Annotated in this window: 8 protein-coding genes; all 8 read right to left on the bottom strand. The window is 65.7% G+C overall.

The features are described 5' to 3' along the window. Positions 1-9: 9 nt before the first annotated feature. Positions 10-1,365: a TolC family protein gene (locus ACP16H_RS16720; protein WP_425073388.1), complete on the bottom strand. Its 1,356-nt coding sequence runs from the start codon at positions 1,363-1,365 to the stop codon at positions 10-12. Beyond that, positions 1,365-2,120: a SapC family protein gene (locus tag ACP16H_RS16715; protein ID WP_425073387.1), complete on the bottom strand. Its 756-nt coding sequence runs from the start codon at positions 2,118-2,120 to the stop codon at positions 1,365-1,367. The genes ACP16H_RS16720 and ACP16H_RS16715 overlap by 1 nt, the downstream gene beginning before the upstream one ends. Before the next feature lie 139 nt (positions 2,121-2,259). After that, on the bottom strand, positions 2,260-9,165 hold the full coding sequence (locus ACP16H_RS16710; RefSeq protein WP_425073386.1) for a beta strand repeat-containing protein: 6,906 nt from the start codon (positions 9,163-9,165) through the stop codon (positions 2,260-2,262). Between the two features lie 424 nt (positions 9,166-9,589). Then, complete coding sequence (locus ACP16H_RS16705) at positions 9,590-10,318, bottom strand: FadR/GntR family transcriptional regulator (protein WP_425073385.1); 729 nt, start codon at positions 10,316-10,318, stop codon at positions 9,590-9,592. Then, on the bottom strand, positions 10,315-11,319 hold the full coding sequence (gene yjfF, locus ACP16H_RS16700; protein WP_425073384.1) for a galactofuranose ABC transporter, permease protein YjfF: 1,005 nt from the start codon (positions 11,317-11,319) through the stop codon (positions 10,315-10,317). Before yjfF ends, ACP16H_RS16705 begins: the two co-directional genes overlap by 4 nt. Further along, positions 11,316-12,377 (bottom strand): ABC transporter permease, encoded by a 1,062-nt coding sequence (locus tag ACP16H_RS16695; protein WP_425073383.1) that lies wholly within the window; start codon positions 12,375-12,377, stop codon positions 11,316-11,318. The genes yjfF and ACP16H_RS16695 overlap by 4 nt, the downstream gene beginning before the upstream one ends. Continuing rightward, entirely contained in the window at positions 12,374-13,885 is a 1,512-nt protein-coding gene (locus ACP16H_RS16690) for a sugar ABC transporter ATP-binding protein (protein ID WP_425073382.1), read from the bottom strand. Before ACP16H_RS16690 ends, ACP16H_RS16695 begins: the two co-directional genes overlap by 4 nt. A 134-nt stretch (positions 13,886-14,019) precedes the next feature. Then, positions 14,020-14,973 (bottom strand): galactofuranose ABC transporter, galactofuranose-binding protein YtfQ, encoded by a 954-nt coding sequence (gene ytfQ / locus ACP16H_RS16685; protein WP_425073381.1) that lies wholly within the window; start codon positions 14,971-14,973, stop codon positions 14,020-14,022. Positions 14,974-15,330: the final 357 nt, after the last annotated feature.

Raw genomic sequence — 15,330 nt, 5'->3', positions numbered from 1 at the left:
CGTCCGGCCTCAGCCTGCATCGGTCACGGGCTGCGCCGGAAGCGCCTCGCGCGGGTTGTTCACGCCCACGGCGGCAAGGATGTCCCCGGTGACGGCAAGGATCGTGTAGCCGTCCAGCGCCGTCTCCCGCTCTACCTCGATCAGCGCCAGTTCCGCCGCCGACAGGTCCTTTTGCGTGTCCAGCAGACGGATCACCGACACCTTGCCGATGGTGTATTGATCGCGCGCCATTTCGAAGGCATTGCGCGCGGCACTGACGGCGGCGCGGGCATTGGCAAGGCGCGCCTTGCGGGAGTGCAGGTCGGCCATGGCGTTTTCGAGCGCGTTCATCAACTGGCGGCGCAGCGCCGCCTGATCGGCCTGCAACGCGGCGAGTTCCTGTTCGGCTGCGGCGAGGTTGGCCTTGATCTGCCCGCCGGTCGACACCGGCATCTGCACCCCCAGCCCGCCCTGCACGTCGTTGCCGTAGGTCCGTTGCCCCAGGGCGCTGGTCACGGAGACCGACAGGCGCGGCGTGCGTTGCGCGCGGATTTCCTCGATGACTTCGCGCTGCTGCTGTTCGGCAAAGCGCAGGGCGCGCATCTGTGCGCTGGCCTCGATGATCCGGGCCGGATCGGTGCGGCCAAAGCCGGGCGCGTCGGGGATCGTCGGAAGCTGCGCCGGCGGGGCAAACCCGAAGGCCGCCCGGAAATCGCCGGTGGCCTTGGTGACCGCCGCCTCTGCTTCCATCAGACCGGACCGCGCCGCCGTCAGTCGGGCATCGGCGCTGCCTTCGTCGACGGTCGAGCCGACACCGGCATAGGTCCGCTCCGAGACCATGGCATAAAGCCGTTCGTGTGCCGTCAGGTTGGCCCGCGCCTCGGCCACGCGGGCGCGCGCCGCACGCAGGGAAATCGCGGCATCGAAGGCCGACAGGGTCTCGGCGGACAGCGCGGCGACCTGATCTTCGCGCTGCTGCTCCGCCCGCATCCGAGCGGCCCGCAAACGGGCGCGGGACTGTCCGCCGTCATAGACCAGTTGTGACAGTGTCAGCGCCGGGAGGACTGTCCCGGTGTGGTCCATCTCGGCCCCCAGCGACACCTTGGGCCTGTAATCCGCCCGCGCGGCGTCGATCCCGGCGGTCGCGCTGCGCAGCGTGGCAGAGTTCGACATCGCGGTGGGAGAGGTCAGGACCGCCTCGCGCACCAGGGCACCGAAGGGTGTCTGTGCGATTGTCCCGGAGAGGGCTGAAGACGGGGCCGAGGTTGGGGCCGCACTTTGCGTTGCGGCAAATTCACCGGGCCCGGCAGCGCCGCCGCCCGTTACGACCGGCTGGCCACCGCAGGCCGCCAGCAACAGGGCAAAAACCATGATCCCCGCGCGCATCACTGGCCATCCTCGCGGGCCAGATCCCCCATGAGCGCATCGAGGAACCCGCCGTCCTCGTCGTCAACCACCGGAGCCTCCTGCGCCGGGCGCATGGAGGGCACGACCGGCTTGCGCAGGAGATCGTGCAGATGATTGAGCGACATCAGATGCGCATGAAGCAGCTGCGCCGCACCGCTGGTCCAAAGCTCTTCGAGTGCCGCACCGGTCAGGCGCGCCACCTTGTCGGGATTGGCAGAGAAGAGCGGCAAGGGCGCGTTCAGCCCTGTCTTGGCACCCGCCCGGATCGGCGTCAGCGCGCCGTGTTTCTCGAGGATCGCGACGGCCCGCACGGCGCGTTTGTGATCGGCGATGACGCGGGGCAGGGCATCACGGAGCGTGGCGATATACGGGGTCGGGGTGCCGTCCGTCTCGCCAAAGGCCTCGTCGCCGTCCGGTGCGGCAAACACATGTCCGGACGCCATGTCGACCCCCAGCGCGGCAGTGTCGCCTTTGAGCACCGGCAGGAAGGGGTAAATCCCCGCCAGCGTCGGGATGTAGCGCGCAGGAAGGCTGTCCCCCGGACCTAGCCGCGTCGCGCCCCCGTTCACCAGCGAAACCGCCGCGACCGGGGCAAAACCGCCCCCCGTGGACCGGCTGAAGAGGATCGGCAGACAGGCCGCGAGGCGCGCGGCCTCGGCCAGTCCGACGGACTGGATTGGCCGGTTGCGCAGATGCGCAAGGGATTGCGGCCGGGACCACCGGAACCCACGCATAAGGTTCGCATCGACAAGCCGCAATGACGCGGGCAGCGTCCCTTCCGGAACGCTGCCTTTCTGGTGCCGCGCGGCCTCCGCGATTTTTGCGAAGGCCCCTGATGTGCTTCCGATGCGCAAGGTGCGTCCTTTCCCTCCGTCAGGCGACTCCGATGGGGTTGCCGTTCAGAAGGAAGTGATCGGTCACGTCGGTCGTGGAGTCCAGACCGACGACGTCGGTCAGGTAGGTGATTTCGTGCGGTACGTAGTCCGGGTCGGAGGCAAAGCCCGACAGATCGACCACGCTCACAACGCCAGTGCCGTCGTACAGCACGGCGATGTTGACGTCCGCCGCATCGTCGAAAAGACCCTGCATCGTGCTGATGGCCTCTTCCGCCGCCGTCGTCGGGGCCGCGAAACCCTCGAAGGCTCCGAAGATGTCCGAAAAGTTCTCGACTTGAACCGTGAAGACATTCATCGTCGTGGCGGGGACACCTGAACCGGCACCATCGTTTTCGATGTCGATCAGGTCGCCTCCGGCACCGAGGGCTTCGAAGGAGAAGCCCGCCACCCTATCCTCCTGGAAGATAATGCTGACGCCTTCGTTCTCGAACTGGTCGAAGCCGATGACCACCGTGCCGGAATTGTTCGTCAGGTCGGCGCTGTCATTGCCTTCGCCGCCGTAGATATAGGCGTCGATCAAGACCCCGTTGCCCATGTCGCGCGGAGACCCGGTGCCGTCGATCACGTCGATATTGTCGTCGCCGTCATTGCCGAAGAACAACGACCCGTTTCCGGTCATGGTCTGATCGTCGGGACCGCTGCTGCCTTCGATGACGAACGACTTGCCGAGGAAGAAGGTCATCAGATCTTCGGACGGGCCGCCGAAATCCGGCTCGGAGTAGGAGTGAAGGTAGGGGTCGTCCGCGTAGCTGTCCGTGAAGGGGTTGTAATAGATCGCGTCGATCTCGTCCCCGACTTCCTCCACGTAGGCGGCGGCGTCCACATCCAGACCGCCCAGTTCAAAGACCGGCGTATTGCCCTCGACCTGGCCGTCGTAGACTGCGGCGCCGGAGATCGTTCCGCCGTCGGGCAAGCCGGTGACGGAATCGTAGGTAAGGCCCGACCCGGTGGCCACGATGCTCAGCGCGTCGCCTGCGTCGTCGTAGGACACAATGGTAAACCCGGTCTGCGATGCTTCCTCGACGAACAGCCGCTGATCGCCTTCGCCGGCCAAGACATCGCGTTTGACCGCTTCCATCACCGCCGTATGCAGCACGACAGTTTCGGCCGTGAAGGACAGGGAGTCGAGGTAGACAGAGGTCGAGACGCCCAGACCGTAGTTGGCCGAGATCGGTTCACCTTCAAAGTCGGGATTGTTCGACATGATTTCGATGGCGTAGATCGTCCCCGAGGTGGGCAGGCCACGGGCATCGGTGGCCGCGCCCTCGAACCCCTGACCGTAGAACACGATGTCAAAGGTGAAGGGCGTGGCATCGCCGGGCTGCAGGCCATCGACGCCCGAGCCTTCGGCCGTGGCGGTCGTGATCCGGAACTCGGTGTCGCTGACCACCTCGGCGGTGCTGGCCTGCGACCCGCGATAGACGTCGAAATCCGCGTAATCGAAGTTCACCAGCCCCGCCACGACATATCCGTAAACCGACTGGATCTCGTCATCGGCGCTGGACGGCAGTTCCGTCGAGGTGATGGTGAGCGTGTTCAGCATGGTCTGGAAGTCGGCCAGCGCGATGCCCTGGAAGGTGATCGAATTGTCCGCATCCATGGTGACCACGGTCTGCGTCGCATCACCGGTGGCATTGAAATAGGCGAAGGCCATGCTTTCGCCCTGACCCATGCCGATGGCGCTGAAGTCCACGTGATCGTCCTGGAAATTCATGTCGGTGATGACGTCATGCCCGCCGGAATAGAGGAAGACATCGTCGCCGTCCCCACCCGTCAGGGTATCGTCGCCCGCACCACCGTCGAGCGTGTCATCGCCGGCGCCGCCGTTCAGAACGTCATTGCCCGCAAGGCCGCGCAGATCGTCGCCGTATTGATCGGTATCCGCGTCGTACTCGTCGCTGGTGCTGCCGATCAGCGTGTCGTCGCCGTCTGCGCCCCAGAAGTCCGCCTGACCCGTGCCCATGTAGGTGAAGGCAATGTCATAGGCGTTGATGATCGCATCCAGCAGCGGAGAGTCGTAATCGTCCGGCGTGGCGCTTGACGATGCCGCCGTGTAGTTGACCGAGGCTTCGACAAAGGCCGCGTCAAAGGCCACGGCGTCGTCGATCATGCCGTCCACGACAATGACGGGCTGGCCGTTGGCGGTGACGTTGAAACCCGTCACGATGCCGCCCGTGCCGAGCAGTCCGTTCGGAGCCTCCAGCCCTGCCTGCGACGGCGTCAGGCCCTCGCCGGTGATGGTAAAGACGATCTCTTCATCGGTGCCGTCGTCGTTGATGTCGGATTCGAAGCGGATCTCGACTCCGCCCTGACCGTCGGACATCACCGACTTGACCGTGGCGGCCCAGATCGCCGCATAAGCGGTGGCGGCGTCGATGTTGACGTAATCCTCGATGGTCACCGTGCCCGGCACCACGACCGTGGCCGAGGTGGCTGCGCTGGTGTTGCCAACGGCGTCGGTGGCCGTGGCCGTCACGCTCGTCCCCTCGCTGATCGGCGTGGTTGCCGGAACGGTCACGCTCCAGTTGCCGTCCGCATCGGCGGTTGCGCTGTTCCCGGCAAAGCCCGCGCCGTCGACCAGAACGGTGATGACGTCACCCTCGGTCGCGCCAGAGCCCTTGACCACCACGTCGGACCCGCCGTCCGTCGCGCGCACCGGGGCCATGACCGGGTCATCGACCGTGGTGTCGATCATGACGGACACGGGGCTGCTGCTTTCGTTGCCCGCCGCGTCCACGGCGGTCACGGACAGGTCGACCGTGCCATCTGCCGCGCCAGACAGATCGACGGTCGCGGACCATGCGCCGGTCGCGCTGGCAAAGGTCAGCCCCATCGGTGCCCCGCCCGGTCCGAAGATGCTGACGGGAGTGTTTGCCTCTGTCGTGCCGCTGATCGTGACACTGGAGGCGCCGGCGGCGTTGACCGGGTCCACCTCTCCGACGGTCAGGGCCGGTGCAATCGTGTCGATCACAAAGGTTTCGCCCGTTTCGGTTGCCACAGCAGAGGTCAGACCGTCCGAAGACAACGCATCGGCGCTCGCGTTGAACGTGCCTTCGCCCACTTCGGCAGGATCGAGGTCCACGCTCCAGGCGCCGGTCTCATCGACCACGACCTGTTCGATCGCGGCCCCCAGCGTGACGGTGACCGTGCTGCCCGCATAGCCGGTGCCGGAGACGGTCACCATGCCCGGATCGCCGGCGAAGTCCGCCGCGTTCAGGTCCAGCGGAGAGGTGCTGGTGATCGTCGGGCGCACTTCGTCTTCGGTCAGCGGCACGTCGATATCGATCGAACTGGTCGCCGTGGTCGACGTGTTGCCCGCGATGTCGGTCGCATAGGCGCTGACATCATAGGACGCGTAATAGGTATCGCTCAGCGTGGGGTTGTCGAAGGTGATGTCCCACAGGCCGTTCGTTTCATCTGCGGTCGTGGTCAGGCTGACACCGGCAAAGTCCACATGCACGGTCGCGCCCGGTTCCGCCGTACCGGAGAACATCACGGCCGCAAGGCCCGCCGCGTCGGTGACCGATGCCGGGGCGTCGATGGACACGGTCGGAACCGTGGTGTCGATGATGAAGGTCTGGCCGGTGACCGACAGCGGAACGCCCTCGTAGGTGCTGGCCGCGGTCACGGCAAAGGCGCCGGTGCCGATGTCGGCCACGTTGATCGTGGCCATCCAGGACCCGGTCGTTCCGGTCTCGGCGTTGCCACCTTCCACCGGCACGGTCACGCTGGCGTCGCCGAGCGTGACGGTGACCTCCAGCCCCGGATAGCCTTCGCCCTCGAAGGTGAAGGACGTCACGCCCGAAGCCGCATCCACCGTGGTGGTCGACTGGTCGTAGATCGTCGGCGCGCCCACCACGAAGATCGTCCCGGATACCGGGTCGCTGCTGTTGCCCGCCGCGTCAAGCGCGGTTGCGGTGATGGCGCTGGTCTCGGTGATGCCGCCTGCGGGCACGGTGACGGACCAGTCACCCGCCGCGTCGGCGGTGCCCACGTAGGGGGTTCCGTCCACGGTGACCGTCACCGTGGCGCCGCCTTCCGCCGTACCGGCGATGACCGTCTCGGCAGAGGCATCGGACAAGATGACGGGATCGACCGTCGGATCCTGCGTCACCGTATCCACCGTGATGCCACCGCTCACGTAAACGATCCGCGAATTGCCCGCGAGGTCCGTCGCGGTGACGCTCATCGTGTAAGAAGCGTCGTGGAATTCAGACATGTCAAAGTCGACGATCCGCCAGATGCCGTTCTCATCCGCGTTGGCCAGCGGCAGATCGGAACCGGCGATGGACACCTGCACCGAGGCCCCCGGCTCGGCCGTGCCGGTGAGGGTCACGGCACCGATATTGTCGGCATTCACCACCGGCGGAGTGTCCATGCTCACCACCGGAATGATCGTGTCCACGAGGACACTGTCAAACGACAGCCCCGAGACCACGGTCGTATGGCCCGCCGCCGAGACGATCAGCGGGAAGCTGCCCTGACCGATGTCGGCCACGGTGAGCTGGATTTCCCAGTTTCCCTCTTCGTTCACGATGGCCGGGGTGGCATTGCTGGCCCCGCCCAGCGTTGCCGTGATCGCCGTCCCCGGAAAGCCCGAACCCGTGACGGTGATCGTCTCGCGGGCCTCTGCGTATTCGGCGTCGATGACGTCTGTTCCGACGCTGACGTCGGTCGGGGTCAGCTCCTCGACGGTCAGCGGCACCTGCAACGACATCGACCCGTTCACGGCGTCAGAGAGGTTACCTGCCTCGTCCATGGCATAGACGCTCAGCAGGTAATCCGCGTCGTAGGAATACGTGCGCGGCAGGGTGTCGGTGTCGAGCCCCTCGAAATCGTCCGCAGTCGCGCTCCAGGTGCCATCCGCGCCAACCGTCACCTCTGCCGTAACGGGGAAGTTCACTTCGTCGGGGCCGCTGTTCGCGAGGTTCAGCGTCACGTAGACGGTGTTGCCCGCCTCGCCGGTGCCGGTCAACGTAAGCGCGTCCAGGGCATCCTGCGTCGTGATGGTGCCCGGATCGTCGAAGGTGACGACGGGGGCGGTCAGGTCGACGTCAAAGGTCGCGCCGGTGGTGACGACCGTGCGCAGGACAGCGGAGTCGGCATTGAACGGATCGACATATTGCGTCGCCGTGATGCGGACCGTCGCCGTGCCTTCGCCCACCTCGCTGAGCGGCAGCGTGACCTGCCATGTGCCGCCCGAGACAGCCAACTGTTCCAGGGAAATGCGCAGCTGTGGTTGGGACTGCTGAACCCAGGCTTCACCGGTCGCACCCCCCATGGTGACTTCGATGAAGGACCCGATCTGACCCGAACCGGACAGGATGATCGTGCCGTCGATGTCATCCGACACTTCGATGTTGATCGTGCCGTCAGGCAGGTTGTCCGACTGGACCACGGGCTTCAGATCGGCAACCGCCGCCAGACCATCGGACACGGTCGTGGTGTCCAGTGTGCCGTCCTTCAGCGCGGTGACAACGTCGTCCTGAACCACGGTCTGAGTGGTGGCTATTTCATCGAGGGTCGTGGCCCGTTCGATGGCGTCCGCCGCTGCCGCCGCTGCCGCGCCGACCCCGGTGGTGTCCTGCAAATCGCCGCCGAAGGCATCCACCACAGCCTGCGCCGCCGCGGCAAAGGCATCGTCGTAATCGGAATCCACCAATGTGCCGTTGGCAATCAGCGTGTCCATCACGTGATCCAGCGCCGCTTCGGCGGCCACATCGGCCTGATCGGGATCGGCGTAGAGCGCCGTCGCCATGGAAATGACCGTCGCAAGGATCGCGGCGGACTGCATCGCCGCCACATCGCCACCCGCAGCCGCCTCGACCGGATCGAGCGTGCTGAGGTCCTGACCCTCAAGGCCAAGCGCCGTGGCCACTTTGCCGTTCGCCGTTGTGGCATCTTCGCCGGTGGCCACCATGCGCTGCTGCACCGCCGTGGTCAGCGGCGTGATCACCGTCGAACCAGAGGGAGCGGTCAGCGTGCCGGTGAACGCCTTGCCGGTGGAAATGTCCGTGCCGCCCGTGGCGGTCAGCGTGCCGTTGTCCAGTTCGTTCTGCGTCACGCCATTGGCAAAGACGAAGTCGCCGTTCGCGTCTGATGTCGTCTGGCTCTCGGTGCTGTCCGCAACGCCGTCGCCATCCATGTCGTAGAAAACGGTCGCCCCCGCGAGGTAGCCGTCAATCGCCGAGCCGGAGGCCGCGAACCGTGCCGCCTCGGTCGTGCCACCCGTAGACACCCCGCCAGAGGAGGAGGAGGACGAAGATCCGCCAGAGGACGACCCGCCGCCCGCACCGCCGATCAGTGCAAGCCCGCCGATCCCCGCCGCAGCGCCCCCGATGCCGCCCATGCCGCCAGCGATCCCGCCAGCCAGACCGCCCCCGGTGGTGGCTGCCGCCGAAAGTTCTGCAATCTGCGTCGCCGTCCCTTCGGCGATCAGGAATTCACCGTTCGGACCGATCTGGACCGAATTGGCGGGCAGCTCGAAGGTGCCGCCATCCTTCAGAGTGACCTTGAAATTGCCGTTCTCCAGCTTCTCGACCGAAGCGACGTTTTCCATCTGCCCGAGGTTGACCGTGGCGCGCGCACCCGCCTGCTGGGCCGCCGCGTCCTGCGGCACAGAGAACAGCATCAGCACCATCGCCGCGCCACCCATGGACATGAGCTTGCGGTTGCGGCGCCCAAGTTCCGCGAAGAACCGGCGCTTTTCCTCGTCAGTCTTCGGCAGCACGATCGGAATGGCGTTCCCGCCTGCCACGTTCTTCAGCAGGGAGTCCCCTTCGGGCGAGGTCGCCGTGCGGACATGCGGAAAGAAAGTGCCGCCCAGACCCACATGCGTGGTCAAATCCTTCAGGGCGAAACGGCGGGAAACTGCGTCGTGCATAAAAACCTCTCATTTCCGGCTTCTTAAAATATGGTCCAGGCTGCTCAGATCGATGTCCGTGACAATCCTCGTATATTCCCAGTGACCTAACACGGCAAAGATTTTCTTAATTCCTAACCGCATATGCGGAGCCTCCTTGACCAGAGGCCGTGAGCGGGCGGGCAAGTTCCATCAAGGGTTGCGTTCCGCCCGCTTCGACGCCATCCCGACCGGGTCACCGCCTTGTGTGTCAGACCAATTGGCACAGTGCCGCGCGATATGGACCAACCGTCACTTTCAAATGGAAAGGCTGTTTGATTTCCAGTCCGGACGCAGGATCTTTTCGGCTGGCGACAGCTTCGACAGAAACGCAACCAGTCGCAATTGATCCACCAGCAACATCCACCACTCGGCAACGGACCCAAAGGTCCCCGCAAAGATCCGATCAGCCCACGGCGGGCGCACGCATGATGACGTTGGCATAGCCGTCGTGGATCACGCGGCTCATGGCATCGCGCGCGTCGTTCGGCACCCCCGAGGCGATGGCCGACACGATGGCCCGATGCCGTTGCGCCACCGTTTCGCGCCGGTCCGAAAAATCGCCGATATGTTCGGACATGAACAACGAATACAGCGCGGTCTGCACAAGGTCGCCGAGCGATTGCAGGAAACGGTTGCCGGACAGGCGCAGCACCTGCTTGTGAAACTCGTAATCCGCCAGCGCGAAATCCGTCCGGTTGTCTGCCGTCGCCAGCCGGTCGCACAGGGCATAGAGCGCTTCGAGATCAAGCTGGTTCACCCGCCCCGCCGCCTGCGCCGCCGCCGCCGGTTCAAAGATCATGCGGATCTCGTACAGTTCTTCGTAGAACCGCGTCGGATTGCGCGCCGTGGCGTGCCAGCGCAGCACGTCCTCGTCGAACATGTTCCATTCGTCGGCAGGGCGCACATGGGTGCCCACCTTGGCCTTGGACTGGATGAGGCCCTTGGCGATCAGCGTCTTCTTGGCCTCGCGCACGACTGTACGCGACACGCCGAACATCTCGCACAGGTCGGGGTCCAGCGGGATCATGGTCTCTGCCGGGTATTCCCCTGCCACGATGGCCCGGCCCAGCTGGTCCACCACAAAGGCCGTGTGATTGGACGCGCGCGCGTCGCCGCCGCTGACAAGGGTCATGAGAGAGCGGCGGAACCAGTCGCTGTGCGCAGCCTTGCCTGCGCTGCCCTTTTCTCTGCCGCCCACGTCAGTCCTTTCTGCAGGAGGATGAATGCGAACAGCAGTCCTCCGATCACGATCTTGGTCCACCAGCTCGACAGGGTGCCGTCGAACACGATGTAGGTCTGGATCAGCCCCATGATGAGGATGCCAAAGAACGTCCCCGCGACAAAGCCGTAGCCCCCCGTCAGCAGCGTGCCGCCGATCACCACCGCCGCGATGGCGTCCAGTTCCACCCCCACCGTCGCCAGCGAATAGCCGGCAGAGGTATAAAGCGAGAAGACGATCCCGGAAAGCCCCGCCAGCCCACCCGAGACGGCGTAGATGCCGATGGTGGTGCGGGCGAGGGGGACGCCCATGAGGCGCGCCGCCTGCTCGCCACCGCCGAGGGCGTAGACGTTCTGGCCGAACCGCGTGCGGTGGGCGACGATGATGCCGATCAGGAAGGTCAGCACCATCAGCCCCCCGATCAGGCGGAACCGCGCGCCGTCGATCTTCCAGTACAGCCCTTGCAGCGTGTCGTAGAACTCATGCGTGATCGGCACGCTTTCGGTGGACAGCACATAGGCCGCGCCGCGGGCCAGAAACATCCCCGCCAGCGTCACGATGAAGGGCGGCATTTCGAGGTAGTGGATCGTCGCCCCCATGGCCGCGCCGAAGGCGGTGGTCAGCGTCAGCACCAGCGCAAAGGCCATGAGCGGGTGCATGGAGGTGTCGCGCAGGATCACCGCGAGGAACACGCCGGTGAAGGCGATGACCGACCCGATGGACAGGTCAATCCCCCCCGATAGGATCACGAATGTCATCCCCACCGCCGCGATCCCCAGAAAGGCGTTGTCCGTCAGCAGGTTCGCCACCACCCGCGTGGACAGCATCGCCGGGTAGGCCGAGGCACACAGCGCATAGGCCAGGATAAACGTCGCCAGCGTGATCAGCAACGGCAGGTGGGTGGAGCGGATCATCGCGCGGCTTCCTTGTCGGTGCGGGGCAGGGGGGGTGTCTCGGGCTGCGGTTGCGGGCCGGAGGCGCGCAGCAGGTAGATCACGTTGCCGATCCGGGGCGACTGGATCACGAGGATGCCGAGGATCAGCAGCGCCTTGATGACAAGGTTGAACTCTGGCGGCAGGCCGGACAGCAGGATCACCGAGTTGACCGACTGGATGATCAGTGCCCCCAGGAGCGACGCGACGATGGAGAACCGCCCGCCCAGCAGGGAATTCCCGCCGATGACGACCGCGAGGATGGCGTCCAGCTCCAGCCACAGCCCGGCGTTGTTGGCATCCGCGCCCTTGATGTCGGCGGCGACGATCACCCCCGCCAGCGCGGCGCACAGCCCCGAGACGAGGTAGACACAGACCAGCAGCACGCGCGAGTTGATCCCTGCCAGCCGGGACGAGCGTTCATTGATCCCGATGGCCTCGATCAGCATTCCCAGCGCAGTCTTGCGCACGGCAAAGGTCACCAAAGCCCCCAGCGCCAGCCAGATCAGGATCGGCGTCGGCACGCCCGCCACGGTGCCCGCGCCCAGCTGGATCAGGCCGGGGTTGTCGAAGGTGAGGATCTTGCCCTCGGTCACCAGCTGCGCAATCCCGCGCCCCGCGACCATCAGCACCAGCGTGGCCACGATGGGCTGGATGCGCAGCACTGCCACAAGGAACCCGTTCCACAGCCCGCACATGCCTCCCGCCGCCAGCGCGGCCAGCAGCGCCGTGCCCCAGCCGTGGCCCTGCACAACCATCGACGCCGCCACCGCCCCGGCGATGGCCATGACCGCGCCGACGGACAGGTCGATGCCTTTGGTCGCGATGACCAGCGTCATGCCGATGCACAAGAGCGCGACCGGCGCGCCCCGGTTCAGCACGTCGATCAGGTTGCCGAACAGACGCCCGTTGCGGAAATCGATGTGGAAAAACTCGGGGAACACCAGCACGTTCAGCGCCAGCGCGGCGGCAAGGATCAACAGTTGCGGCATAACCCGCTTCAGCAGCGAGGGGCGGGGGCCGATGGGGGTGGCGGTCATGCGTCCTCCGTCGCGATGGCGTTGACGATATTGTCGGGGGTGATCTGGTCGCCGGTCAGTTCGCTGACCTGCTGGCGGTCGCGCAGCACGATCACGCGGGTGGAATAGGCGACCAGCTCCTCCAGTTCCGACGAGGCGACGAGCAGCGCCATGCCATCGGCACGCAACTGTTCGATCAGGGCGATGATCTCGGCGTGGGCGCCGACGTCGATGCCACGGGTGGGTTCATCGAGGATCAGGAAATCGGGGTTCGTCGCCAGCCAGCGGGCCAAGAGCGCCTTTTGCTGGTTCCCCCCCGAGAGCAGTCGGATCGGCATGTCGAGCGAGGCCAGCCGGATGTCCAGCGCGCGCACGTAGCTTTGCGCGATCTCCTCGATCCTCGCGCGGGGGATGGGGCGCATCCAGCCTTGCCGCGCCTGTAGCGCGAGGATGATGTTGTCGCGGACGGACAGGTCACCGACGATGCCGTCGACCTTGCGGTCCTCGGGGCACAGGGCAAAGCGATGCGCCACCGCGTCGCGCGGATTGTTGATGTCGATGGGCTGGCCGCGCAGCGTGATCCGCCCCTGATCCGCGGCGACCGCGCCGAACAGAAGGTTTGCCGTCTCGGTCCGCCCGGACCCCAGCAGACCGGCAAGGCCCACCACCTCGCCCTCGTGGATCGCCATGGAGAACGGCGCGATCATGCCGCGCCGGCCGAAGTCCTGCACCTGCACCAGCGTCTGCCCCGCCACGCCCACGTCGCGCGCCTTCACCCGTGCCTCCAGCTGGCGGCCCAGCATCATGGTCACCACGTCGCGCTGGGTCACCTGCGACAGCAGGCATTCGCCCACCACCCTGCCATTGCGCAGCACCGTGGCGCGGTCGGAAATCTCGAACACCTGGTCGAGGAAATGCGTGATGAAGACCACCGCCAGCCCGCGTGCCTTCACCTTCCGGATGACGCCGAACAGCAGTTGCACCTCGTCGCGGTCGAGGCTGGCGGTCGGCTCGTCGAGGATCAGCACCTTGCCCGACATTTCCACCGCGCGGGCGATGGCCACGACCTGCTGAATCGCCACGGAATAGGCGGTCAGCGGCTCGGCGGGGTCGATGTGCAACCCATAGCCCGCCAGCACGTCGCGCGCCTGATCGTTCATGCGGCGGCGTGCGACAAACCCCCAGCGCGTCGGCTGGCGCCCCAGAAAGAGGTTCTCGGCCACGGTCAGGTTGGGCAGCAGGTTGACCTCCTGGTAGACCGTGCCGATGCCCATCTGCTGGCTTTCGGCGGTGGACCCCGGCTCGACCTCCACCCCGTCCAACACCATCACCCCCGCATCGCGGCGGTAGGCCCCGGTCAAACACTTGATAAGCGTGGATTTTCCCGCCCCGTTTTCGCCCAGCAGCGCGTGGACCTCGCCGGGCATCAGGCGCAGTTCCACGTCATCCAGCGCGATGGTGCCGGGAAAGAACTTCGACACGCCGCGCGCGTGCAGCACGGGGGTGTCGGGGGTGAACGTGTCTTTCATGAAAGCGACCTTATCCGCCGGGGCATGGCCTGCCTACGGCCAAGGGTGCCGGGCGGGGGAGCGCCCGGCGAGGGGGACCGGTCGGGAGGACGCCCTGCCGATCCCCGGTTTCGTGGCCCGTGACGGGCCTTGGTTCAGTACCCGAGGTCCTTCTTCTCGTTGAAGATCGCCAGGTTGTCGTCGGCGCTGGTGAACAGCTTCGACTCGGTCTGGATCCACTTCTCCGGCGCGGTGCCGTCTGCCAGGAACTTCTCCAAGGCGTCCAGCGCAGGCCCGGCCATGTTCGGCGTCAGCTCGATCGTGGCGTTCATCTCGCCGTCGGCGATGGCCTTGTGCGCGTCGGGGACCGCGTCGATGGCGACGATCTTGATATCCTCGCCGGGCTTCAGCCCCGCTTCCTTGATCGCCTGGATCGCGCCCACCGCCATGTCGTCGTTATGGGCATAAAGCGCGCAGATGTTGCCCGCACCCTCGGCCTTCAGGAAGCTTTCCATCACGACCTTGCCCTGCGCGCGGGTGAAATCCCCGGTCTGCGAGCGCACGATCTGCAGGTTGTCATGCCCGGCGATGCCCTGCTCGAACCCCGCCTTGCGGTCGATGGCGGGGGAGGACCCGGTGGTGCCCTGCAACTCCACGATGCGGCAGTCCGCGCCGTTCATCTCGGAGGCCAGCCATTCGCCTGCCACCTTGCCCTCGTGCACGAGGTCCGAGGTCACGGCGGTCAGGTAGAGCGACTTGTCCGCGTCCACGGTGCGGTCCAGCAGCACCACGGGGATCTCGGCGTCGGCGGCTTCCTCCAGCACCTCGTCCCATCCGGTGGCCACCACGGGCGCAATCAGGATCGCGTCGACCCCTTGGGCGATAAACGAGCGGATCGCCTTGATCTGGTTTTCCTGCTTCTGCTGCGCATCGGCGAATTTCAGGTCGATGCCGCGCTTCTCGGCTTCCTGCTTGGTCACCGTGGTTTCAGCGGCGCGCCAGCCGGATTCCGAACCGATCTGGCTGAAACCGATGGTCAGGTCGGCGGCAAAAACGGCCGCCGGTGCAAAGGCAAATACGGACGCCAGAAGCGTTCTCTTGAATGTCATGATTTCCTCCCTGTCGGAGCCTTCTCCTACTCCGTGCATGTGATTAAGTAATATTTTATCACTTTTGTAAATAGCCCAGGTACGCACTGGAGGCACATGGCTTCGTTTGATGGCCAACTTACTGGTGAGACATGGAAAAACCCGGCCTTGAACTTGGCCGGACCCAAGGAACGGCGCCTTGCAGGGACCCGACGAGCCTGCGAAACCGCTTCGGAAAGGATCTGCGCAAGCGCACCGCGTCGAACCGGGGCGGCGCGGGGACCAGTGGTCATGGAGGAGGGCAGTCAACCGCCGATCGGGCATGTGCGACCCGGTCGTCTCAAGGGGCATCACCCGTCCAATGCACACGCGCCCGCA

The sequence above is a fragment of the Sagittula sp. S175 genome, assembly GCF_049800975.1.
In the GTDB taxonomy this organism is placed as follows: Bacteria; Pseudomonadota; Alphaproteobacteria; order Rhodobacterales; family Rhodobacteraceae; genus Sagittula.
The sequence above is the reverse complement of the archived record's forward strand: the minus strand, read 5'-3'. Positions and strand labels throughout refer to the sequence as shown.

Excerpts from the sequence above, each read along its gene's own strand:
- ACP16H_RS16715 (WP_425073387.1), bottom strand. The coding sequence starts at position 2,120 with ATGCGTGGGTTCCGGTGGTCCCGGCCGCAATCCCTTGCGCATCTGCGC.
- ACP16H_RS16695 (WP_425073383.1), bottom strand. The coding sequence starts at position 12,377 with ATGACCGCCACCCCCATCGGCCCCCGCCCCTCGCTGCTGAAGCGGGTT.
- ACP16H_RS16705 (WP_425073385.1), bottom strand. The coding sequence starts at position 10,318 with ATGACCCTTGTCAGCGGCGGCGACGCGCGCGCGTCCAATCACACGGCC.
- ACP16H_RS16720 (WP_425073388.1), bottom strand. The coding sequence starts at position 1,365 with ATGCGCGCGGGGATCATGGTTTTTGCCCTGTTGCTGGCGGCCTGCGGT.
- ytfQ (WP_425073381.1), bottom strand. The coding sequence starts at position 14,973 with ATGACATTCAAGAGAACGCTTCTGGCGTCCGTATTTGCCTTTGCACCG.
- yjfF (WP_425073384.1), bottom strand. The coding sequence starts at position 11,319 with ATGATCCGCTCCACCCACCTGCCGTTGCTGATCACGCTGGCGACGTTT.
- ACP16H_RS16710 (WP_425073386.1), bottom strand. The coding sequence starts at position 9,165 with ATGCACGACGCAGTTTCCCGCCGTTTCGCCCTGAAGGATTTGACCACG.
- ACP16H_RS16690 (WP_425073382.1), bottom strand. The coding sequence starts at position 13,885 with ATGAAAGACACGTTCACCCCCGACACCCCCGTGCTGCACGCGCGCGGC.